Annotated in this window: 17 protein-coding genes; 10 read left to right on the top strand and 7 right to left on the bottom strand. The window is 53.0% G+C overall.

What is annotated here, in order from left to right:
- Window position 1: 1 nt before the first annotated feature.
- Together LDB27_RS00860 and araD are read left to right on the top strand one after the other, a co-directional pair.
- Window positions 2–862 (top strand): L-ribulose-5-phosphate 3-epimerase, encoded by an 861-nt coding sequence (locus tag LDB27_RS00860; protein WP_001244030.1) that lies wholly within the window; start codon window positions 2–4, stop codon window positions 860–862.
- Entirely contained in the window at window positions 856–1551 is a 696-nt protein-coding gene (araD, locus tag LDB27_RS00855; RefSeq protein ID WP_000893171.1) for an L-ribulose-5-phosphate 4-epimerase, read from the top strand. Before LDB27_RS00860 ends, araD begins: the two co-directional genes overlap by 7 nt.
- Before the next feature lie 148 nt (window positions 1552–1699).
- On the opposite strand, the gene LDB27_RS00850 is transcribed toward araD, so the two are convergent.
- Window positions 1700–2515, bottom strand: a complete 816-nt coding sequence (locus LDB27_RS00850; RefSeq protein WP_000891808.1) for an AraC family transcriptional regulator — start codon at window positions 2513–2515, stop codon at window positions 1700–1702.
- Between the two features lie 263 nt (window positions 2516–2778).
- Here LDB27_RS00850 and LDB27_RS00845 point away from each other — a divergent pair, with 263 nt between their 5' ends.
- On the top strand, window positions 2779–4734 hold the full coding sequence (locus LDB27_RS00845) for a glycoside hydrolase family 127 protein (RefSeq protein WP_001101498.1): 1956 nt from the start codon (window positions 2779–2781) through the stop codon (window positions 4732–4734).
- A 285-nt stretch (window positions 4735–5019) separates the two neighbouring features.
- On the opposite strand, the gene aldB is transcribed toward LDB27_RS00845, so the two are convergent.
- Entirely contained in the window at window positions 5020–6558 is a 1539-nt protein-coding gene (gene aldB / locus LDB27_RS00840; RefSeq protein WP_000183993.1) for an aldehyde dehydrogenase AldB, read from the bottom strand.
- A gap of 168 nt (window positions 6559–6726) precedes the next feature.
- Here aldB and LDB27_RS00835 point away from each other — a divergent pair, with 168 nt between their 5' ends.
- Entirely contained in the window at window positions 6727–7608 is an 882-nt protein-coding gene (locus LDB27_RS00835) for an ROK family protein (RefSeq protein ID WP_001188271.1), read from the top strand.
- 71 nt (window positions 7609–7679) lie between these two features.
- Here LDB27_RS00835 and yiaY read toward each other — a convergent pair whose 3' ends face one another.
- From yiaY to LDB27_RS00815, 4 genes are all read right to left on the bottom strand, one after another.
- On the bottom strand, window positions 7680–8831 hold the full coding sequence (yiaY, locus tag LDB27_RS00830; protein ID WP_000741520.1) for an L-threonine dehydrogenase: 1152 nt from the start codon (window positions 8829–8831) through the stop codon (window positions 7680–7682).
- 185 nt (window positions 8832–9016) lie between these two features.
- Window positions 9017–10867, bottom strand: a complete 1851-nt coding sequence (gene selB / locus LDB27_RS00825) for a selenocysteine-specific translation elongation factor (protein ID WP_023230722.1) — start codon at window positions 10865–10867, stop codon at window positions 9017–9019.
- Window positions 10864–12255, bottom strand: a complete 1392-nt coding sequence (selA, locus tag LDB27_RS00820) for an L-seryl-tRNA(Sec) selenium transferase (RefSeq protein WP_000200188.1) — start codon at window positions 12253–12255, stop codon at window positions 10864–10866. Before selA ends, selB begins: the two co-directional genes overlap by 4 nt.
- Before the next feature lie 98 nt (window positions 12256–12353).
- Entirely contained in the window at window positions 12354–12962 is a 609-nt protein-coding gene (locus tag LDB27_RS00815; protein ID WP_000766675.1) for a glutathione S-transferase, read from the bottom strand.
- Between the two features lie 475 nt (window positions 12963–13437).
- On the opposite strand from LDB27_RS00815, the gene mtlA reads away from it, so the two are divergent.
- The 3 genes from mtlA to mtlR all read left to right on the top strand — a co-directional run bounded on the left by mtlA (window position 13438) and on the right by mtlR (window position 17310).
- Window positions 13438–15354 (top strand): PTS mannitol transporter subunit IICBA, encoded by a 1917-nt coding sequence (gene mtlA / locus LDB27_RS00810; protein ID WP_000093290.1) that lies wholly within the window; start codon window positions 13438–13440, stop codon window positions 15352–15354.
- Window positions 15355–15574: 220 nt separating this feature from the next.
- Window positions 15575–16723, top strand: coding sequence for a mannitol-1-phosphate 5-dehydrogenase (mtlD, locus tag LDB27_RS00805; RefSeq protein ID WP_000645385.1), 1149 nt, complete (start codon window positions 15575–15577; stop codon window positions 16721–16723).
- Complete coding sequence (gene mtlR / locus LDB27_RS00800) at window positions 16720–17310, top strand: mannitol operon repressor MtlR (protein ID WP_000193201.1); 591 nt, start codon at window positions 16720–16722, stop codon at window positions 17308–17310. Before mtlD ends, mtlR begins: the two co-directional genes overlap by 4 nt.
- 9 nt (window positions 17311–17319) lie before the next feature.
- Here mtlR and LDB27_RS00795 read toward each other — a convergent pair whose 3' ends face one another.
- On the bottom strand, window positions 17320–17529 hold the full coding sequence (locus LDB27_RS00795; RefSeq protein ID WP_001062558.1) for a hypothetical protein: 210 nt from the start codon (window positions 17527–17529) through the stop codon (window positions 17320–17322).
- A 290-nt stretch (window positions 17530–17819) separates the two neighbouring features.
- Here LDB27_RS00795 and LDB27_RS00790 point away from each other — a divergent pair, with 290 nt between their 5' ends.
- From LDB27_RS00790 to sadA, 3 genes are all read left to right on the top strand, one after another.
- A complete protein-coding gene (locus LDB27_RS00790) occupies window positions 17820–18182 on the top strand; it encodes a YibL family ribosome-associated protein (RefSeq protein WP_000665687.1) in 363 nt (120 codons plus the stop codon).
- A 486-nt stretch (window positions 18183–18668) separates the two neighbouring features.
- Window positions 18669–19352 (top strand): DUF3251 domain-containing protein, encoded by a 684-nt coding sequence (locus tag LDB27_RS00785; RefSeq protein WP_000549448.1) that lies wholly within the window; start codon window positions 18669–18671, stop codon window positions 19350–19352.
- Window positions 19353–19395: 43 nt separating this feature from the next.
- A complete protein-coding gene (sadA, locus tag LDB27_RS00780) occupies window positions 19396–23736 on the top strand; it encodes a trimeric autotransporter adhesin SadA (protein WP_001079638.1) in 4341 nt (1446 codons plus the stop codon).
- Window positions 23737–23917: the final 181 nt, after the last annotated feature.

Genomic DNA, 23917 nt, shown 5'->3' with positions numbered 1-23917 from the left:
CATGCGTAATCATCCATTAGGTATTTACGAGAAAGCACTGGCGAAAGATCTCAGTTGGCCGGAGCGGTTGGTGCTGGCAAAAAGCTGCGGTTTTGATTTTGTTGAGATGTCGGTGGATGAAACCGACGAACGTCTTTCTCGCCTGGAGTGGACGCCAGCCCAACGCGCATCGCTGGTGAACGCGATGCTGGAAAGCGGCGTCGCCATCCCGTCGATGTGTCTCTCCGCCCATCGTCGATTCCCTTTTGGCAGCCGCGACGAGGCGGTGCGCGAGCGGGCGCGTGAAATCATGACCAAAGCCATCCGTCTGGCGCGCGACCTGGGGATCCGCACCATCCAGCTGGCGGGTTACGACGTCTATTACGAAGAACACGACGAAGGCACCCAGCAACGTTTCGCCGAAGGGCTGGCGTGGGCGGTGGAACAGGCCGCAGCGGCGCAGGTGATGCTGGCGGTGGAGATCATGGATACCGCGTTTATGAACTCCATCAGCAAGTGGAAAAAGTGGGACGAGATGCTTTCGTCACCGTGGTTCACCGTTTATCCAGACGTCGGCAACCTCAGCGCCTGGGGGAACGACGTGACCGCCGAGCTGAAGCTGGGGATTGACCGTATCGCCGCAATTCATCTGAAAGATACGCTGCCGGTGACCGGCGATAGCCCCGGCCAGTTCCGCGACGTGCCGTTTGGCGAAGGATGCGTTGATTTTGTGGGCATTTTTAAAACGCTGCATGAGCTGAATTATCGCGGTTCATTTCTGATTGAGATGTGGACAGAGAAATCCAGTGAGCCGGTGCTGGAAATTATCCAGGCCCGCCGCTGGATTGAATCACGGATGCAGGAAGGAGGTTTCACATGTTAGAGCAACTGAAAGCCGAGGTGCTGGCGGCAAACCTGGCCCTCCCGGCGCACGGGCTGGTCACCTTTACCTGGGGCAACGTCAGCGCGGTCGATGAGACGCGCAAACTGATGGTCATCAAGCCTTCCGGCGTTGAATATGAGGTGATGACCGCCGACGATATGGTGGTGGTAGAGATCGCCAGCGGTAAGGTCGTTGAAGGCCATAAAAAACCGTCGTCCGATACCGCGACCCATCTGGCGCTCTATCGCCGCTATCCGCAGATCGGCGGGATCGTGCATACCCATTCCCGCCATGCGACGATCTGGTCGCAGGCCGGGCTCGATCTGCCCGCCTGGGGCACCACCCACGCCGACTATTTCTATGGCGCGATCCCCTGTACCCGACTGATGACCGTTGAGGAAATTAACGGCGAGTACGAGTATCAGACCGGCGAGGTGATTATTAAAACCTTTGAAGAGCGCGGTCTGGATCCGGCGCAAATCCCGGCGGTATTGGTTCATTCACACGGCCCGTTTGCCTGGGGTAAAAATGCCGCCGATGCCGTCCACAACGCCGTGGTGCTTGAGGAGTGCGCCTATATGGGGCTGTTCTCGCGCCAGCTGGCCCCGCAGCTACCGGATATGCAATCTGAACTGCTCGATAAACACTATCTGCGTAAACATGGCGCGAATGCCTATTACGGGCAGTAACAGCCTATGTCGGATGGCGGCTGCGCCTTATCCGACATACAAAACTTGCAATATCAATACGTTGCGATGAACTCTTGTAGGCCCGATAAGCAAAGCGCCATCGGGCATTCAGTTTGCAACCGCTTTGTCAGAGGGCCAAAGATTATACTCAAGAATTAACGTGTTCCTTACTGTAGCGCCGCTTCCAGGCGGTAGGCGTCAGGCCGGTGTGCTTGCGGAAGATCTGGCGAAAGTAACCAACGTCATTAAAACCGCACCGCTCCGCCACCTCTTTTAACGAACGCGCGTCGCTAATCAGCAACTTTTCCGCCTCGCGCACCCGCTGGCGGTGGATGGCTTCCGTTAGCGTAAGGTGAAATACCCGCCGATAAACGCGTCCCAGATAATCCACATTGCAATGCAGTTCTTTCGCCAGAACTGAGCTGGAAAGCGGCAGGTGATAGTGCGTTCGAATCAGCTGCTGCACTTTCCAGGCCAGCGACACGCCTGCGGCCTCGGCGTTTTCATTCTGCCGGGCGTCAACGGTGAGCTGCTGCAAAATCAGCAGCACGATGAACTCCAGCGCCGGGCTGCGCTGGTGCTTTTCCTGCTCGTTCATAAACTGGCGAAAAAGCGCAATCAGCGCCTGCGGATCGGCAACCTGGGTATGCTGCGGCACGGAAAGATGCGTCAGCCAGCGCGGGTCGCTGTCCGGCGCTTTGACCTCAAAATGGAGCCAGTAAAATTTAAGATCGGCGGGAAACTCCTCAACGCCAATATGGCGGCGATGCGGCCAAAGCAACAGGCTTTCCCCGGCTTCAACACAGAAAACACATTCTTCTTCCTGAATTTTCAGGCAGCCTTTTTCCACAAATATAATTTCCCACGATTGCAGACGCCTGGCAGGATGACGCCCAATGCCGCGAGAAATAAATAATCCGCCGTTTTGGACTTTAATCGGTAATGTTATGGATAATTCGAGCATTAATATGTCATTTCCCGCTCATTCAGCACCGCATTTCATATTACCTTTTGATTATTAACTAAAAATAGTCATTTCACTCGATCCATCTCACATTTTTAAATATGGGTCGGAATCGTCATCTTTTTTTACTCTTTTATCGCCTTGTCGCTCACCGCTATCTGGGCAAAATGAATCAGGTCATAACGCGAAAATAAAAATTACTGCCATAAAATACCCCGTCAGCGAGGAATATCTATGACCTCTACAGCCTTAAGGAGCACGAAATGAACGTACTGGAAGTCGATCTGCATAAACTGACGGTCAGCGATCCGTTCCTTGGACAGTATCAACAACTGGTTCGCGATGTGGTTATTCCTTACCAGTGGGATGCGTTAAACGATCGTATTCCAGAGGCTGAACCCAGCCATGCCATTGAAAATTTCCGCATTGCCGCAGGACAGCAGACGGGCGACTTTTACGGCATGGTCTTTCAGGACAGCGACGTGGCGAAATGGCTGGAAGCGGTTGCCTGGTCACTGTGCCAGAAGCCCGATCCCGCGCTTGAGAAAACCGCCGATGAGGTGATTGAACTGGTGGCCGCCGCACAGTGTGACGATGGCTATCTCAATACGTACTTTACGGCAAAAGCCCCGCAAGAACGCTGGAGCAACCTGGCGGAGTGCCACGAGCTTTATTGCGCCGGGCATCTGATTGAAGCAGGCGTCGCCTTCTTTCAGGCCACCGGCAAGCGTCGGCTGCTAGACGTCGTTTGTCGCCTGGCCGATCATATCGACAGCACTTTCGGCCCTGGCGAAAATCAGCTGCACGGCTATCCTGGCCACCCGGAAATTGAGCTGGCGCTGATGCGTCTGTATGAGGTAACAGAGCAGCCGCGCTATATGGCGCTGGCAAGCTACTTTATCGGGCAGCGCGGTGCCCAACCGCACTTCTACGACGAAGAGTACGAAAAACGCGGCCAAACCTCTTACTGGCATACCTACGGCCCGGCGTGGATGGTCAAAGACAAAGCCTACAGCCAGGCGCATCTGCCAATTTCGCAGCAGCAGACGGCCATTGGCCACGCGGTACGTTTTGTCTATCTGATGACTGGCGTGGCGCATCTCGCTCGCCTGAGCAACGATGAAGGCAAACGCCAGGACTGCCTGCGCCTGTGGAAAAATATGGCGCAACGTCAGCTGTATATCACCGGAGGCATCGGTTCACAGAGCAGTGGCGAAGCCTTTAGCTGCGATTACGATTTACCGAATGATTCGGTCTATGCGGAAAGCTGCGCTTCAATCGGCCTGATGATGTTCGCCCGCCGGATGCTGGAAATGGAAGCCGATAGCCAGTACGCCGACGTGATGGAGCGCGCGCTGTACAATACCGTCCTCGGCGGTATGGCGCTGGATGGCAAGCATTTCTTCTACGTCAACCCGCTGGAAGTGCATCCAAAATCGTTAAAATTCAACCATATTTACGATCACGTTAAGCCCATTCGCCAGCGCTGGTTTGGCTGCGCCTGCTGCCCGCCGAACATCGCCCGCGTGCTCACCTCCCTTGGTCACTACATCTACACGCCGCGTGCGGATGCGCTGTACATCAATATGTACGTGGGTAACAGCGTGGAAATACCGGTTGAAAATGGCGCGCTCAAACTGCGGATTGGCGGGAACTACCCGTGGCATGAGCAGGTGAAGATCGCCATCGACTCTGTGCAGCCGGTACGTCACACGCTGGCGCTACGTCTGCCGGACTGGTGCCCTGAGGCAAAAGTGACGCTCAACGGGCTGGAAGTGGAGCAGGATATTCGCAAAGGTTATCTGCATATCCGTCGAACCTGGCAGGAGGGCGATACGATAACCCTGACGCTGCCGATGCCGGTTCGCCGCGTGTATGGCAATCCGCTGGCGCGTCACGTCGCCGGTAAGGTCGCCATTCAGCGCGGGCCGCTGGTCTATTGCCTTGAGCAGGCCGATAACGGCGAAGAACTGCATAATCTGTGGTTACCGAAAGAGAGTGAGTTCCGGGTCTTTGAGGGCAAAGGGCTTTTTGCGCATAAGATGCTGATTCAGGCTGAAGGCGAGAAGCAAAGCGCCCCAGATGCGCAGCATCAGGCGTTGTGGCACTACGATAACGCGCCGTCATCGCGCCAGCCGCAGACGCTAACGTTCATTCCGTGGTTTAGCTGGGCCAACCGCGGCGAGGGCGAAATGCGGATTTGGGTCAACGAGCGGTAATACTGTGCCGGATGGCGGCTGCGCCTTATCCGGCCTACAAGATTTGCAATATCAGTATATTGCGATGAATTTTTGTAGGCCCGATAAGCGCAGCGCCATCGGGCATTACCACCAGGCTAATATCAACGCGGTAGGCCCGATAAGCGAAGCGCCATCGGGCATTACCGTCAGGCTGATATCAATGCGGTAGGCCCGATAAGCGCAGCGCCATCGTGCATTACCACCAGGCTGATATCAATGCGGTAGGCCCGATAAGCGCAGCGCCATCGGGCATTACCTCTTGCGTCAGAACAGCCCCAGCGGCTTATCGGAATAGCTCACCAGCAGACACTTGGTTTGCTGGTAGTGTTCCAGCATCATCTTATGCGTTTCGCGCCCGATGCCCGACTGCTTATAGCCGCCAAACGCCGCGTGTGCCGGATAGGCGTGATAGCAGTTGGTCCATACGCGCCCGGCCTGAATGCCGCGACCCATCTTATAAGCCAGATTGCCGTTGCGGCTCCAGACGCCTGCGCCGAGGCCATACTGCGTATCGTTAGCGATTTCCAGCGCCTCCTCCATGGTTTTAAAGGTGGTTACCGCCAGCACCGGGCCAAAGATCTCCTCCTGAAAGACGCGCATATTATTCTTACCAAACAGGATAGTGGGCTCAAGGTAATAGCCCTCTTTAAGTTCGCCATCCAGCTCCTTGCGTCGCCCACCGGTCAGAATATCGGCCCCCTCTTTTTTACCGATATCGATATAATTGAGGATAGTCTCAAGCTGGCCGTGGGAGACCTGCGCCCCCATTTGCGTACCGCTATCTAGCGGGTTCCCACTGCGAATGCTCTCTACCCGGCGAATAGCGCGCTCCATAAAGCGCTCATAGATGGACTCCTGGACCAGCGCACGGCTTGGACAGGTACACACCTCGCCCTGGTTAAAGGCAAACAGGGCAAAACCCTCCAGCGCTTTATCAAAGAACGCATCTTCTTCATCCATCACGTCAGCAAAGAAGATATTTGGCGATTTACCGCCTAACTCCAGCGTCACCGGAATAATATTCTGCGTAGCGTACTGCATGATCTGTTGACCCACTTCCGTCGAACCGGTAAACGCCACCTTCGCGATACGTTTCGAGGTCGCCAGATATTCACCGATCTCGCCGCCCGCGCCGTTCACGACGTTGACGACGCCCGGCGGTAACAGATCGCCAATGACTTCCATCAACAGCAGAACGGAAAGCGGCGTCAGGCGTGCCGGTTTAAGCACTACGCAGTTACCCGCCGCCAGCGCTGGCGCCATTTTCCAGCTTGCCATCAACAACGGAAAGTTCCACGGGATTATCTGCCCCACGACGCCAAGCGGTTCGTGAAAATGGTAGGCCACGGTTTCGCTATCAACTTCGCTGATCCCGCCCTCCTGCGCACGTATACAGGAGGCGAAATAGCGGAAATGATCGATCGCCAGCGGTACGTCGGCGGCGCTGGTTTCACGAATCGGTTTACCGTTATCCCAGGTTTCCGCTGTCGCCAACAGTTCGAGGTTTTGTTCCATCCGATCGGCGATCTTAAACAAGATAGCGGCACGGTCTTGTACTGACGTATGCGCCCACTTATCTTTCGCCTTATGCGCGGCGTCGAGCGCTAAATCGACATCTTTTTTACCGGAGGAAGCGACTTCACATAGCGGCTGGCCGGTCACTGGCGTCAGGTTTTGATAATATTCGCCGTCGGCGGGCGCAACCCAGTCACCGCCAATAAAATTGTCATAGCGGGCTTTTAATTTCAGTGGGTACCCGTATTCACCTGGCTGAATACGTGTTGAAGGGGGATTGTTCGTCATGACCAACTCCTTATTGTAAAGGTACTCCACAAGGGTAGACGGTACTGGTGAATTTTTCGCCAATGGTTTCCCGCTTTACGACAGCAATCACGAATTACTTTCCTTTACGTTTCTCCGTCTGGTTTTAGCCATACTAAACAGGTGCCTGTTTAACGTACGGAGAACACTATGCAGCAATATATCGGTATTGATGTGGGAGGAACTCACGTCAAATATGGCGTGATTAACAGTGACGGCGAAGAATTAACCCATCATCAATTCGATACGCCAGAGGACGCCTCCACGTTTACCCGCAAATGGCAGGATGTGGTGGCGCGTTGCCAACAGGACTATGACATTGCGGCAATCGGGGTCAGTTTCCCCGGCCATATTAATCCCCATAACGGTCATGCGGCAAAAGCGGGCGCGCTGGCTTACCTGGATGACGTCAACCTGATGGAGTTGTTCAGCGGGCTGACCGATCTGCCGCTGGTCGTGGAGAACGACGCGAACTGCGCGGCGCTGGGCGAAATGTGGCGAGGCGCCGGGCAGCATTATGACAATCTGGTCTGTATCACCATTGGAACCGGCATTGGCGGCGGTATTATCGTCGGACGAGAGCTGTATCGCGGCGCACATTTCCATGCCGGTGAATTCGGCGTCATGCCGGTCGGGAACAATGGCGAAAGTATGCATAAAATCGCGTCAACCAGCGGATTAATGGCGTCGTGCCGCCAGGCGCTGGCGCTGCCTGCCGAAGAGATGCCGCCTGCGGATGTGATCTTCGAACGAATGGCGACCGATGTTCATCTGCGTGAGGCGGTCAATGACTGGGCGCGTTATCTGTCACGCGGCGTTTACAGCGTGATCTCTATGTTTGATCCGGGCGTGGTGCTGATCGGCGGAGGAATAAGCGAACAGGAAAAACTCTACCCGCTCCTGACGCGGCATCTTGAAACGTTTGAAATGTGGGAGGCGCTCCAGGTGCCGATTCAGCCCTGCCAACTGGGAAATCAGGCGGGCAGGCTGGGCGCCGTCTGGCTGGCGCAGCAAAAACTCGACCGAAGCTAACGTATTACGCCTTATCCGGCCTGCATCGTCTACGCAGGCCCGGTAAGCGTCCGCGCCACCGGGCAAAGGCGTTACATCGCCGCGCGATAAATTTCCACAATCTCATCGTGAGTCGCCTGAATCGGGTTCGTCAGACCACAGGCATCTTTAAGAGCATTGGTCGCCAGAACCGGGATATCTTCTTCCTTCACGTTTAGCTCGCGCAGTCCCGCCGGAATGTTGACTTTCTGCGACAGTTGGCGAATGGCCGCCACACACGCCTGCGCGCCTTCCGCCTCGCTCATATCTGATACATCGACGCCCATCGCCGCTGCGCAATCACGCAGGCGAGCCGCCGCTACCTGGCTGTTGAATACCTGCACATGCGGCAGCAGAACCGCGTTACATACGCCGTGCGGTAGGTTGTAGAAACCGCCAAGTTGGTGCGCCATAGCATGAACGTAGCCCAGCGACGCATTGTTAAACGCCATTCCCGCCAGAAACTGAGCATAAGCCATCGCTTCACGCGCCTGGACATTGCTCCCCTCTTCAACCGCAACAACCAGATTTTCCGCAATCATCGTTACCGCTTTCAACGCGCAGGCATCGGTAATAGGCGTTGCCGCAACGGAAACATAAGCTTCAATCGCGTGGGTTAACGCATCCATACCGGTTGCCGCCGTCAGGGATTTCGGCATACCAACCATTAAAGAGGAGTCGTTGACAGAGAGCAGCGGCGTAACGTGTTTATCGACGATAGCCATTTTAATATGACGTTCTTCGTCGGTGATGATACAAAAACGGGTCATTTCAGACGCGGTGCCGGCGGTCGTATTAATCGCAATCATCGGCAACTGCGGTTTCGCGGAGCGGTCAACGCCTTCATAGTCACGAATATCGCCGCCATTCGCCGCCACCAGAGCGATACCTTTCGCACAGTCGTGCGGGGAACCGCCGCCCAGCGAGATAACGCTGTCGCAGCCATTTTCTTTCAGAAGCTTCAACCCAGCTGCCACATTGCTGGTGGTAGGGTTAGGCTGCGTACCATCATAAATCACGCTAAAAATATCACGTTCCTGTAGCGCTTTTTGAATATCACCCGCCATCCCTAATTTTGTCAGCATAGCATCCGTAACAATTAATGTACGGCGAAAACCATATTCCGCCATCGTATTCATTGCGTTCTTTAATGAATCGGTACCAATTACATTCACGGAAGGAATAAAAAACGTTGAAGCTGCCATTATACTGTCCTTAATTACCAGAATAAGGTGCGAAGAATACGGGTGAAATTATCCTAATAATATGATCACGATGACTATTTTAAGAAGTCAGAAAAATAAAAAGCACATTAGGTTAATTTCCTGATGTGCTTTTATAAATCAACTCAATAATTGTATTGATTCATTTCTGATTTAATTTAACCATTTCATTCTTTTTGCGGAAATAATAATGCATCACGTAATAAATGATCATTCCCACGGCGTCGTGTAAATCCAATCCGGTCAAAATATTCAAGAATCTGAATAGCCAGTTTCCGCCCTACATTCAGCCTGTCGCGAAAATCCGCCGCACACGTTGATCCTCTCTCTTGATCCAGCTCGCGGATCATATTGGCGAAAGCGACAATCCGATCGTTACGATAGTACCGATCTTTTACGATCGCGGTAATGATGCCTTGCTGTGCCGCCTGCCGCAGCACCAGCCGCATCAATTGTTCTTCCGTTCCGGTCTCTTTCGCCAGATCGCGTACCCACCAGGGCTCATCGCCAAATAGCGGTTCAACTTTTTGCCAGACGGCCTGCTGCTCATCGCTAAATCCCGCTTTATGATCCGGCAGATGCAACCAACCGTGATGGCTATGAATCAGGCCGTCGTCGCGCATCCGCTCGATCAGCATCAGGACCAGCGCTTCATCTTCCATTGGCAGGGCCATGCGGCGTAAACGCTCGCGTCCCGGCCCCGGTTCATCGCGGTGCTGTTCGTGGTAGGTCGCCAGCGTATCGAGAATCTTACGCTGCCAGCGGGCGGCGACGGGCGCGCTTAGCAGATTGTCTCCGGCCTGGATAAAACCATGTTGCTCAATAAGCTGACGCATACCGAGAGGATTAAGCTGACGCGCCCAACCGAAATCCGGCAGGTTGACGGCGCCGCGTTCCAGATGAATGGCCAACGCCGCGCTATCGTCCTGCGCGGCGGCAAGCGTTGAAAGCCAGTGCAAATAATCTGGCTTACGTTTACCGCGACGCGGCGCCTTAAGCGTCACCACGCGTGCGCCGGCAAGGGTGGCGCGTGCGGAAATATCACGCAGCACCAGTCTGTCATTATCGGCCAGCCACAACGGCGTATCGAAGATCAGCTCGGCCAGCCCGCCTTCCAGCAAAGAGACGCGACCGGTCACATGGCTGGCGGCATGGTGAATATGTAGCGGCTGCCATTGGGAAAGCGGCGCATGAAGTGCCAGAGAAACGATCACCCGGGAAAAAGCTTCCCCCACCGGCGCATCGGAAAGCAGCCAGTCGCCGCGGTTAAGCTGTTCCTTCTCCGCATCGCCCGCAATATTGAGCGCAATACGTTGCCCGGCGTGCGCATGGTCGGTAGGCTGATTTTGTGCGTGCAGGCTACGCACCCGCATCGGTTTATTTACTCCGGTTAACCACAGCGTATCACCTACCTTCACCTCTCCGCTCAGCGCCGTTCCGGTCACCACCAGTCCCGCCCCTTTCACCGTAAACGCACGGTCGATAGCCAGACGGAAGCGATGCTGCGCGGCGTGCAAACGTGCAGGAAGCTGCTGTAAATGAGCGCGAAGTTCTGCAATACCGTGTCCTTCATTGGCAGCGGTGACAAATAAAACGGTATCGGCGAAGCCATAGTTGTCGAGCGCCGCCAGTACCTCTTCTCGTACTTCACCGATACGCGCCTCGTCCACGCGATCGGCTTTGGTCAGCGCGACGGTGAGCTGGAGATTGCCCGTCAGTTGCAGGATCTGTAAATGCTCGCGCGTTTGCGCCATGACGCCGTCATCACAGGCGACCACCAGCAAAGCGTGATCGATACCGCCTACGCCCGCCAGCATGTTAGAGAGGAATTTTTCATGCCCAGGCACATCGATAAAGCCCAGCACACGGCCATCCGGCTGCGGCCAATAGGCGTAACCCAGATCGATAGTCATCCCGCGTTTTTTCTCTTCCGGCAGACGGTCGGCATTGACCCCGGTAATCGCCTGGAGCAACGTTGTTTTACCGTGGTCTACGTGTCCGGCAGTTGCAATAATCATTTCAGCATCATCTCCATAAACCGGCTTTCGTCTTCAAGACAGCGCATATCCAGCCATAAACGGCCATCATAAATTCGGCCAATGACCGGTACAGGCAGCGTGCGCCAGCGAGCCGCCAGCGCCTCCAGCCGACTACCGCGCCCGTCGTGCGGGGTAAAGGTCATGGCGGCGCTGGGAAGGCGGTCTACCGGTAATGAACCGCTGCCGATTTGCGACAGGCAGGGTTTAACCTCCAGCGCAAATTCATCGCCGTAACGTGCCGCCAGCCGCGCCTGTAACCGCTGCGCTTGTTCGCGAATCGACGCTTCACTGCGGGTTAACAGACGCAGGGTGGGTAATTTCTCCGCCAACGCTTCCGGGTGCAGATACAGACGTAACGTGGCCTCCAGCGCCGCCAGCGTCATTTTATCCGCGCGCAGAGCGCGTTTCAGCGGATGGCTTTGCAGTTGGGCAATCATCGCTTTTTTGCCGACGATGATCCCGGCCTGCGGCCCGCCCAGCAACTTATCGCCGGAGAAGCTTACCAGGCTGACGCCTGCGGCAATGAGCTGCTGCGGCATCGGCTCTTTGGGTAAGCCATATTGACTTAAATCCACCAGCGAACCGCTGCCCAGATCCGCCACCACCGGAATATCCAGCTCTCGCCCGATTTCCGCCAGTTCCGCTTCCTCTACCGTTTTGGTAAAGCCCTCAATGCTGTAATTACTGGTATGCACCTTCATCAACAGCCCGGTATTTTCATTTACCGCCTGACGGTAATCTTTCGCGTGCGTCCGGTTGGTGGTGCCCACTTCATGCAGCGTACAGCCCGCCTGGCGCATAACATCCGGAATACGAAACGCGCCGCCGATTTCGACCAGCTCGCCACGCGAAACCACTACCTCTTTGCCGCTGGCGGTCGCCGCCAGCATCAGCAATACCGCCGCCGCATTGTTATTGACGATACAGGCGTCTTCCGCCCCGGTGATACGGCATAATAGCGTCGCCAGCGCCCGGTCGCGATGCCCCCGCCCGGCGCCATCCAAATCGTATTCCAGCGTCACCGGCGCGCGCATCGCCTGCGTTACCGCCTCAATCGCTTCTTGCGCCTGCAATGCGCGGCCAAGATTGGTGTGCAGCACCGTCCCCGTCAGGTTAATCACCGGGCGCAGCGCGCTTTGCGCCGCATTTTCCAGCCGGAGTTTCGCCTCTTGCGCCCAGTCTGCGTACCAGTCGGGAAGCGTTTGCGTATTCCGTATGACGTCGCGCGCGTCGTCAAGCATCCGCCTAAGCAGATCAACCACCTGGGTATGGCCATACCGATCGCGCAGAGAAAGAAAAGCGCTATCGTGCAATAAGCGATCGATAGCAGGAAGCTGGCTGTAGAGTGTACGCGTTTCGCTTGTCATGAAAATGCCTGGCTGTTGGTGGCCCTCTCCTGGCGGGAGAGGGATATCGACATAAGGGGGATTGTAACGTGAGTTTGCTCAGGCGGACATAATGCGCGTCAAGCCTTTGGCGCTTCGGTGCGGGCAAAGCTTTCGCGTTGAAAAAGCGTTTCGACCAGTTTGACCAGGTGGGGGCGGCTAACACACCAGCCGGGCGCAACCCGGCGGAAGTTGAGATAGCCTACCGCACAGGCAATCGCGATAGTCGCCAGATTGACCGTATCCGTTTTTAGCGTCCCGTCGCTCAGATAACTTTCGAGCATATCCAGGCTGCGGTTGATTTTTTCCCGCTGGCGCAGCAGTTCCGTTTCCGATTGTTGCGCCGCCGGGCGCGCCTGTTCGCGTACAGACACCAACGCTGCATCCATAATACCGTCAGCCAACGCTTCGAGCTGGCGAACTTTAAGCGCTGCCATCGGGTCACGCGGGAGCATCGCTGGCGCGATATCCAACAGCTCAATATATTCCGCGATGATCGGCGAATCGAACCAGTACTCCCCTTTCTCCGTCACCAGCGCTGGCACCTTACCCAGAGGGTTGTATTGCGCCACGCCGTTATCCGCCTCGTAGGGTAATTCATTAATAAATTCGAAGGTAATGCCCTTTTCGAGCAGCAGAATAGAGATTTTGCGCACAAAAGGGCTGGTGTAGCTACCGATGAGTTTCATGCCGTGTCCTTTTTGCCAACCAGTAAAAATCATAGTATGGCTCAAATAAGACGAAAAGAGACGCAAAAAGAGGTTGCTGAATGACATAACGTGAGAAGGCTCGCGACAAAATGTTTGCCGGATCGTATTGACGTTACCCGGGCTTAAAATTTCTTGTGAAGAAGATCACAAAAATTCAACAAAGCACCAAAATAAAAATGTGAAATATCTCACATAAAATTGCCTTTTAAGAGCTAAAAATTAGATTCGTTGTTTTTTTACACAGCCACTTTGTGATCAATATCACATCAATTACCTCTCTACCCCCTATATTTATGTGACACAAATCACATAAATTGTCCCTGTCTGGACAGTTGAACGATTCAGTGCCAGATTGCGCAGTATCTACACTACAGGGTCCGGCTACCTCTGCCGCTACATTAACAAACCTCGGGCTTTCAGCCTGCGCGACAGCAACATAAGAAGGGGTGTTTTTATGTCATCCGATATTAAGATCAAAGTGCAAAGCTTTGGTCGATTCCTCAGCAATATGGTGATGCCTAATATCGGCGCGTTTATCGCGTGGGGTATTATCACCGCATTATTTATTCCAACAGGGTGGTTGCCTAACGAAACGCTGGCGAAACTGGTTGGTCCGATGATCACCTACCTGCTGCCGCTGCTCATCGGTTATACCGGCGGTCGTCTGGTTGGCGGCGAACGCGGCGGCGTAGTGGGCGCTATCACTACCATGGGCGTTATTGTCGGCGCGGATATGCCGATGTTCCTCGGCTCGATGATCGCCGGTCCATTAGGCGGCTACTGCATTAAGAAATTCGACAGTTGGGTAGACGGTAAGATCAAATCCGGTTTTGAGATGTTGGTGAACAACTTCTCCGCTGGCATCATCGGTATGATCCTCGCCATCCTGGCGTTCCTCGGTATTGGTCCGGCGGTTGAAGTCCTGTCCAAAATTCTGGCGGCGGGCGTTAACTTCATGGTGGCGCACGATATGCTGCCGCTGGCGTCCATTTTTGTTGAACCGGCGAAAATCCTGTTCCTCAATAACGCGATTAACCACGGCATCTTCTCACCGCTGGGTATCCAGCAGTCCCATGAGATGGGTAAATCCATCTTCTTCCTGATTGAAGCTAACCCGGGTCCGGGGATGGGCGTCCTGCTGGCGTACATGTTCTTCGGTCGTGGCAGCGCTAAACAGTCTGCGGGCGGCGCGGCAATTATCCACTTCCTGGGCGGTATCCATGAGATCTACTTCCCGTACGTGCTGATGAACCCACGCCTGATTCTGGCGGTGATTCTCGGCGGTATGACCGGCGTATTCACCCTGACCATCCTGAACGGCGGTCTGGTCTCTCCGGCATCTCCGGGTTCCATTCTGGCGGTACTGGCGATGACGCCAAAAGGCGCTTACTTCGCTAACATCGCTGCCATCGTGGCGGCAATGGCGGTGTCCTTCGTGGTGTCTGCAATTCTGCTGAAAACCAGCAAAGTGAAAGAAGAAGATGACATTGAAGCGGCCACCCGTCGTATGCAGGACATGAAAGCGGAATCTAAAGGCGCCTCTCCGCTGGCGGCTGGCGACGTGACCAACGACCTGAGCCATGTGCGTAAAATCATCGTGGCTTGCGATGCCGGTATGGGTTCCAGCGCGATGGGCGCAGGGGTACTGCGTAAGAAAGTACAGGATGCGGGCCTGAGCCAGATCTCCGTCACCAACAGCGCCATTAACAATCTGCCGCCGGATGTGGATCTGGTCATTACTCACCGTGACCTTACCGAGCGCGCGATGCGTCAGGTACCGCAGGCGCAGCATATTTCGCTGACCAACTTCCTGGATAGCGGCCTGTACACCAGCCTGACCGAACGTCTGGTTGCCGCACAGCGCCACAATACTAATGAAGAGAAAGTACGCGACCATCTGAAAGACAGCTTTGAGGAGGGTGATAACAACCTGTTCAAGCTGGGCGCGGAGAATATCTTCCTGGGCCGTAAAGCCGCTAACAAAGAAGAGGCGATTCGCTTTGCCGGTGAACAACTGGTGAAAGGCGGCTATGTTGAGCCGGAATACGTCGAGGCGATGCTGGACCGCGAAAAGCTGACGCCGACTTACCTCGGTGAATCCATCGCAGTACCGCACGGCACGGTAGAAGCGAAAGACCGCGTGCTGAAAACCGGCGTGGTGTTCTGCCAGTATCCGGAAGGCGTACGCTTCGGTGAAGAAGAAGACGATATTGCCCGTCTGGTCATTGGTATCGCCGCACGTAACAATGAGCACATCCAGGTCATCACTAGTCTGACCAACGCGCTGGATGATGAATCCGTGATCGAACGTCTGGCGCACACCACCAGCGTGGATGAAGTGCTGGAACTGCTGGCAGGTAAAAAAGCTTAACAGTTAAGTATCCCCAAAATAGTTCGAGCTGCAGGAAGGCGGCAACGCAGTGAATCCCCAGGAGCGTACATAAGTACGTGACTGGGGTGAGCGAGGAGAGCCAACGCATCTGCAGTTCGAAATATGAAGGCGATATCCTCTCCCTTGTGGAGAGGGTTAGGTTGAGGGAAAAGCCTCACCCCAGCCCTCTCGGGTAAAAACATTAATGAAGGTTAATACTATGAAAGCATTACATTTTGGCGCAGGTAATATCGGTCGTGGCTTTATCGGCAAACTGCTGGCTGACGCGGGGATACAACTGACGTTTGCGGATGTAAACCAGGTCGTACTCGATGCCCTGAATGCCCGTCATAGCTATCAGGTTCATGTTGTGGGTGAAAATGAGCAGGTGGATACCGTTTCCGGCGTCAACGCTGTCAGCAGCATCGGCGATGATGTTGTCGACCTGATTGCCCACGTTGATTTAATCACTACTGCCGTGGGTCCGGTTGTGCTTGAGCGTATCGCTCCGGCCATCGCTAAAGGGCTGGTAAAACGTAAGGCGCAGGGCGTGGATGCCCCGCTGAATATCATCGCCTGTGAAAATATGGTGCGCGGCACCACACAGCTCAAAGGTCATGTGATGAACGCGCTGGCGGATGGCGATAAAGCCTGGGTTGAACAGCACGTCGGTTTTGTCGATTCCGCCGTTGACCGTATTGTGCCGCCATCTGCTTCCGCCACCCATGACCCGCTGGAAGTGACGGTAGAAACCTTCAGCGAGTGGATCGTCGATAAAACCCAGTTTAAAGGCGCGTTGCCGACCATTCCGGGGATGGAGTTAACGGATAACCTGATGGCATTTGTCGAACGTAAACTCTTCACGCTGAACACAGGTCATGCTATAACCGCGTACCTCGGCAAATTAGCCGGTCATCAAACCATTCGCGACGCCATTCTCGATGAGAGTATTCGCGCGGTGGTTAAAGGCGCGATGGAAGAAAGCGGCGCGGTGCTGATCAAACGCTACGGTTTTGACGCCGACAAACATGCGGCATACATTCAGAAAATCCTCGGTCGTTTTGAAAACCCGTATCTGAAAGATGATGTTGAGCGCGTTGGACGTCAGCCGCTACGCAAACTCAGCGCGGGCGACCGTCTGATCAAACCGCTGCTTGGCACCCTGGAATATGGTCTGCCGCATGTGAATCTGGTCAAAGGGATCGCGGCGGCGATGCATTTCCGTAGTGAAGAAGATCCGCAGGCACAGGAACTGGCCGCGCTGATTGACGAAAAAGGTCCACAGGCCGCTCTGGCGCAAATTTCCGGGCTGGATGCCAATAGCGATGTGGTGGCGGAGGCGGTTAACGCTTATAACGCGACCAAATGACGCAGAACCCGGCGCAGGTTAGCCTGCGCCCAAATAACAGATTGTCAGATATGCAGGCAATAATGGAACAAACCCAGGCCTTTGAAAATCGTGTGCTTGAGCGTCTGAATGCTGGCAAAACCGTACGGAGCTTCCTGATTACTGCCGTCGAGTTATTGACCGAGGCGGTGAATATTCTGGTGCTCCAGGTGTTTCGCAAAGACGACTATGCGGTGAAATACGCTGTGGAACCGTTGCTGGACGGCGACGGACCGCTGGGCGATCTTTCGGTACGTCTGAAACTTATCTATGGCCTGGGCGTACTCAGCCGCACCGAATATGAAGATGCGGAGCTGTTAATGGCGCTGCGCGAAGAGCTGAATCACGACGGCAATGAGTACGCCTTTACCGACGATGAAATCCTCGGGCCGTTTGGCGAACTACACTGCGTCATGGCGCTGCCGCCGCCGCCGCATTTTGATACGTCCGACGCGGCGCTCTACGCCATGCAAATTCAGCGCTACCAGCAGGCGGTGCGTTCGACGATGGTTCTCTCCCTGACCGAGCTGATTTCTAAAATCAGCTTAAAAAAGGCCTTTCAAAAGTAAATCCCGCCGTTAACCTCTTTCTTCTTCTTTTGGTCGGTACAGCCGCCGGTAATATTCCAGACGCTGCAAATAAATGGGCGCGCTCTCCGACGGCACCTCGGAAGGAACATAATCACGCGGCGGCGTTTTATTCAGGTATTCACGGAACGCCTGGCTGGACGCCATAAAATCGACGGCTTTATCAATAAGAAGTGGTACGTTCTCACCTATTTTTGCCATGATAGATCCTCCATGTGTGACCCGCGTCTGACTCCCGCGGTCGCTTATTTGAGTTTAGGATCAATTTAGCGTTGTCATTGAGGAAAATGTGCTTAATCGCTTTTCTTGCCGGCAAAAAAGGCGCTTCATCTTTTCTTTCGAAAAAAAGATTTTATTCTCAAAGAGATAACTAAATAATTAGCGGTGTAATACTTGCCATAATTGATTATCTTTACGTCATGAGTTGTGAAGAATCACTCACTGCGCGCATACTATAGGGTATCTATCCCATTTCTATCAGAAGCAATCCCATGAAAGAAGTTGAAAAAAACGAAATTAAACGCCTGAGCGATCGTCTTGACGCTATTCGCCACCAGCAGGCAGGTCTCTCTCTGGTTGAATCCGCCGATAAATACGCGGAGCTGGAAAAAGAAAAAGAGACGCTGGAAGCAGAAATTATCCGTCTGCGCGAAGTACACAGCCAGAAACTGAGTAAAGAAGCGCAGAAGCTGATGAACCTGCCGTTTCGCCGCGCGATCACTAAAAAAGAGCAGGCCGATATGGGCAAACTCAAAAAAAGCGTACGCGGCCTGATCGTGGTGCACCCGATGACGGCGCTGGGCCGGGAAATGGGGCTCAAAGAGATGACAGGGTTCGCGAAGAGCGAGTTCTAAACCTTCCGCATCCCAGGCTCTCAGGACACCCGTGTACGGAGGATGTCTTGAGAGCATCGGGCTATATTCCGAATTTTTATCCAGACGTATTTACACCGCTTATATACAAGTTCATTTTTAACGGTAATCCCCGCTTTTTCGGGATGAAAAATTCCACTATCATGCCTATTTGTATTTATGCAATGAATTTTTTCATCCCCTTTTCTCATATCCCGCAGAATATGATTGACCCGAAAAATTAAATAACATTATCATCCATGAAAAAAAATGCTCATACATAAACATTATAATTATATTTTTATAAAGTATTGCTATGAGTAATTGATAAACAACGTCGGGTATTTGCACATTCCTATAGAAACAATGAATGTTTTAATTATAACCATATATTAATGGCTATTGGCAATGTTCGCAAATGATGAGTTAGCTGTATAAATAACAGGTTAACTATTTATATTATATAAATTATTAACAAGGATATTTTATATGCACAAAAATGGAAAATTTATCCCCCTGCTTGCGTTGGGATTCACATTCTTTTTATCTGGTTGTGATTACTTTGCAGATAAACACCTTGTTGAAGAACTGAAAAAACAACAAAAAGAACAAGAAACGAAGATAAATCTGTTAGAAAAACAACAAAAAGAACAAGAAGCAAAGATAAATTTGCTAGAAAAACAACAAACTACAGTTATCAACACAACTCAAAAGGTCGCCGAAGTCGTTGGCCGCGTTGAACGCAAACAACGGCTATTCGACTACACAGAACTGGATCCATCACAAACGCGCTATTTTATTATTAACAACGGCAATATCGGATTAGCCGGGCGTATTCTATCTATTGAGCCAATAGATGATGGAAGTGTTATTCATCTTGATTTAGTTAACTTACTCAGCATTCCCGTATCAAACCTTGCGTTTAATATGACATGGGGTACGAAAAAACCTTCCGAGGCAAAAGATCTGCCTCGCTGGAAACAACTCCTGCTTAACACGAAAATGGATTCGACAATCGAACTTTTACCGGGAACATGGACAAACGTCACGCTAACATTAAAAGGCGTATCGCCCAATAATCTTAAGTATCTAAAAATAGGTATTAACATGGAGAATGTCATATTCGACAGCATACAACCTATTAATGATACGAAAAAGAAGCCAAAAAAATAATAGCCATTGATACAACTATTTTAGAAAAGGAAAGCACTTATCCATGAACAGAATATTTAAAGTCCTCTGGAATGCCGCTACGGGAACATTTGTTGTCACCAGCGAAACCGCAAAAAGCCGCGGCAAAAAAAGCGGCCGCAGAAAGCTGGCGGTTTCCGCACTCATCAGTCTTAGCAGTATTATGGTCTCTGCGGATGTATTGGCCAATGCAGGTAAAGATACTGGCAGCGGTGTTACTCCATCCGACTCCACTGCAGGAACAGGGTGGATTGCAATTGGTACCGATGCCACAGCCAATACTTACACCAACGTTGATGGCGCAAGCGCCGCAATGGGTTATCACGCCTCCGCGATGGGGAAATGGAGTACCGCCATTGGTTCATACAGCCAGTCCACCGGCAACTCTTCGCTAGCGCTTGGCGTAAAATCCGTTTCAGCCGGTGACCGGGCTATTGCGATGGGGGCCTCATCCTCAGCTGGCGGGAGTTATTCGATGGCAATGGGCGTGTATGCCGATTCGAGCGGCGCAAACTCGGTTGCATTAGGTTATAAATCTGTCGCAAGCGGAGCAACTTCCGCTGCATTAGGTTATCAAGCCACTGCGAGCGGCGACGACAGCGCTGCATTTGGTAATGGCGCACAAGCGATAGGCACCAACTCAGTTGCCCTTGGCGCGGGCTCTACCGCTCTGGAAGACAATTCGGTCGCCGTGGGTAACAGCACCACTCAGCGACAGATCACCTACGTTGCTAAAGGCGACATCAATGCCAACAGTACCGATGCCGTTACAGGTGCGCAAATTTATTCTTTAAGTCAATCCGTCGCCGATCGACTAGGCGGAGGGGCTTCCGTTAATTCTGATGGTACAGTGAATGCGCCCCTCTACAAGGTGGGCACAGGCATCTACAATAACGTAGGCAGTGCGTTAAGCGCACTTAACACTTCTATCACGAATACAGAGGCCTCTGTCGCAGGATTAGCCGAAGACGCGCTGTTGTGGGATGGCAACACAAGCGCATTCAGCGCTAACCACAGCGGAAGCGACAGCAAGATTACCAATCTGGCGGCAGGTACCCTGGCCGCAGACAGCACTGATGCGGTTAACGGCTCCCAGTTGTTTGATACAAATGAGAAAGTGGATCAGAACACCGCTGATATCACTACCAATACCGACAGCATTAACCAGAACACAACCGATATCGCCGCCAATACGGCCAGCATCAATCAGAACACCACTGATATCGCCACCAACACCACCAATATCAACAGCCTGAGCAACTCCGTTACCACGCTCACCGACGATGCCCTGTTGTGGGATGGCAGCGCAAGCGCATTCAGCGCCAACCACAGCGGAAGCGACAGCAAAATCACCAATCTGGCGGCAGGTACCCTGGCCGCGGACAGCACCGACGCCGTTAACGGCTCCCAGCTGTTTGCCACCAATGAAAATGTGTCTCAGAACACCACGGATATCGCTGCCAATACTGACAGCATTAACCAGAACACCACTGATATTGCCACCAACACCACCAATATCAACAGCCTGAGCAACTCCGTTACCACGCTCACCGACGATGCCCTGTTGTGGGATGGCAGCGCAAGCGCATTCAGCGCTAAGCACAACGGAAGCGACAGCAAGATCACCAATCTGGCGGCAGGCACCCTGGCCGCAGACAGCACCGACGCCGTTAACGGCTCCCAGCTGTTTGCCACCAACGAAAATGTGTCTCAGAACACCACGGATATCACTGCCAATACCGACAGCATTAACCAGAACACCACTGATATCGCCACCAACACCACCAGTATCAACAACCTGAGCAACTCAGTTACCACGCTCACTGACGATGCCCTGTTGTGGGATGCAGCCTCTGGCGCATTCAACGCTAACCGCAACGGAAACGCCAGCAAAATCATTAATGTCGCCGCCGGGGACCTTTCTGAAGACAGTACAGACGCGGTGAACGGCTCCCAGTTGTATGAAACCAACCAGAAGGTGGATCAAAACACCTCTGCTATCGCAGATATTAATACGTCCATCACTAACCTTAGCTCTGACAACCTGAGCTGGAATGAGACAACGAGTTCGTTCTCTGCCAGCCACGGAAGTAGTACAACAAACAAAATCACCAACGTTGCTGCCGGAGAGCTGTCTGAAGAAAGTACCGACGCCGTTAACGGATCGCAGCTGTTCGAAACCAATGAAAAAGTGGATCAGAACACGACCGATATCGCTGCCAATACCACCAACATCACTCAGAACAGCACCGCGATTGAGAACCTGAATACTTCTGTCTCCGACATTAATACGTCCATTACCGGCCTCACTGATAACGCTCTGTTATGGGACGAAGACATCGGCGCTTTCAGCGCAAACCACGGTGGAAGCATCAGTAAAATAACCAATGTCGCCGCCGGGGCGCTTTCTGAGGACAGTACAGACGCGGTAAACGGCTCACAGTTGTATGAAACCAACCAGAAGGTAGATCAAAACACCTCTGCTATCGCGGATATCAATACGTCCATCACCAATCTTGGTACCGATGCACTGAGCTGGGATGACGAAGAGGGTGCGTTCAGCGCCAGCCACGGTACCAGCGGTACCAATAAGATAACCAATGTGGCAGCAGGTGAAATCGCCAGTGACAGTACTGACGCTGTTAATGGCTCTCAGCTTTATGAAACTAACATGCTGATTTCTCAGTATAATGAATCTATTAGCCAACTAGCCGGCGATACCAGCGAAACCTATATCACGGAAAATGGTACCGGCGTGAAATACATCCGTACGAATGATAACGGGCTTGAAGGCCAGGATGCATACGCAACGGGTAACGGCGCAACGGCAGTGGGTTACAACGCCGTCGCATCCGGTGCTTCGAGTCTGGCGCTTGGAGAGAACAGCAGCAGCAGCATTGAGGGCAGTATCGCTTTGGGCAGTGGCTCCACCTCTAACCGCGCGATTTCATCAGGTATACGAGCAACGAGCGTAACAAGCGATGGCGTCGTCATTGGCTACAATACAACAGACAGAGAGTTGCTGGGCGCGTTGTCATTGGGGACGGATGGAGTAAGCTATCGTCAAATTACCAACGTTGCGGACGGCTCTGAAGCGCAAGATGCGGTAACAGTTCGTCAGTTACAAAATGCCATTGGTGCGGTCGCCACTACACCGACCAAGTACTACCACGCAAACTCAACGGAAGAAGATTCACTGGCTGTCGGGACTGACTCACTGGCAATGGGTGCGAAAACCATCGTCAATGCTGATGCAGGTATTGGTATTGGTCTGAATACACTGGTGATGGCTGATGCCATCAACGGTATTGCTATCGGTTCTAACGCACGCGCCAACCATGCAAATAGTATTGCAATGGGTAATGGTTCTCAGACCACTCGCGGCGCACAGACTGACTACACCGCCTACAACATGGACACACCGCAGAACTCTGTCGGTGAGTTCTCTGTCGGCAGTGAAGACGGTCAACGTCAGATCACTAACGTCGCAGCGGGTTCGGCAGACACCGATGCCGTAAACGTTAGTCAATTGAAAGTCACCGACAGCCGTGTTGCCGCAAATACCGAAAGCATTAATAACCTGAACACGCAGGTGAGTAGTCTTGATACTCGCGTCACCAATATTGAAAACGGCATTGGCGATATCGTCACTACCGGTAGCACCAAGTACTTCAAGACCAACACTGATGGCGTAGATGCAAATGCCCAGGGTGCGGACAGCGTCGCGATTGGATCTGGCTCTATTGCTGCCGCTGAAAACAGCGTAGCGTTGGGCACAAATTCAGTCGCAGATGAAGCTAATACTGTGTCTGTCGGCTCTTCTACCCAACAACGCCGTATTACCAACGTTGCCGCAGGGGTGAACAACACTGACGCGGTTAATGTGGCGCAACTTAAAGCTTCAGAAGCAGGCTCCGTGCGTTATGAAACCAATGCAGATGGTTCGGTTAACTATAGCGTGCTCAACCTGGGAGACGGGAGTGGCGGTACCACTCGGATCGGCAATGTTTCAGCGGCGGTGAACGATACGGATGCGGTTAACTATGCGCAATTGAAACGCAGCGTCGAAGAAGCAAACACCTATACCGACCAGAAAATGGGTGAAATGAACAGCAAAATCAAAGGGGTAGAAAACAAGATGAGCGGCGGTATCGCCTCAGCGATGGCCATGGCCGGTCTGCCACAAGCCTACGCCCCAGGTGCCAACATGACCTCGATTGCTGGCGGTACATTTAATGGTGAAAGTGCCGTCGCCATTGGTATCTCCATGGTAAGTGAAAGCGGGGGCTGGGTGTATAAATTGCAAGGAACCAGTAACAGCCAGGGCGATTACTCTGCAGCTATTGGCGCTGGCTTCCAGTGGTAATGGAGTAACAATACTCCCGACATCAAAGGCAATGGCATTATGCCATTGCCTTTTCACTTCCCTTTGTTGTCCTCACCCCTTAATTGGCCCTACCAATTCCCGCTAAATCCGGCCACATGTTCACATTTCATTAAATTACCCCTACAATATCGTTGCCAATAAATAACATTTGGTTAACCAT

The sequence above is a fragment of the Salmonella sp. JXY0409-18 genome (assembly GCF_020268625.1).
Taxonomy (GTDB): domain Bacteria; phylum Pseudomonadota; class Gammaproteobacteria; order Enterobacterales; family Enterobacteriaceae; genus Salmonella; species Salmonella enterica.
The sequence above is the reverse complement of the archived record's forward strand: the minus strand, read 5'-3'. Positions and strand labels throughout refer to the sequence as shown.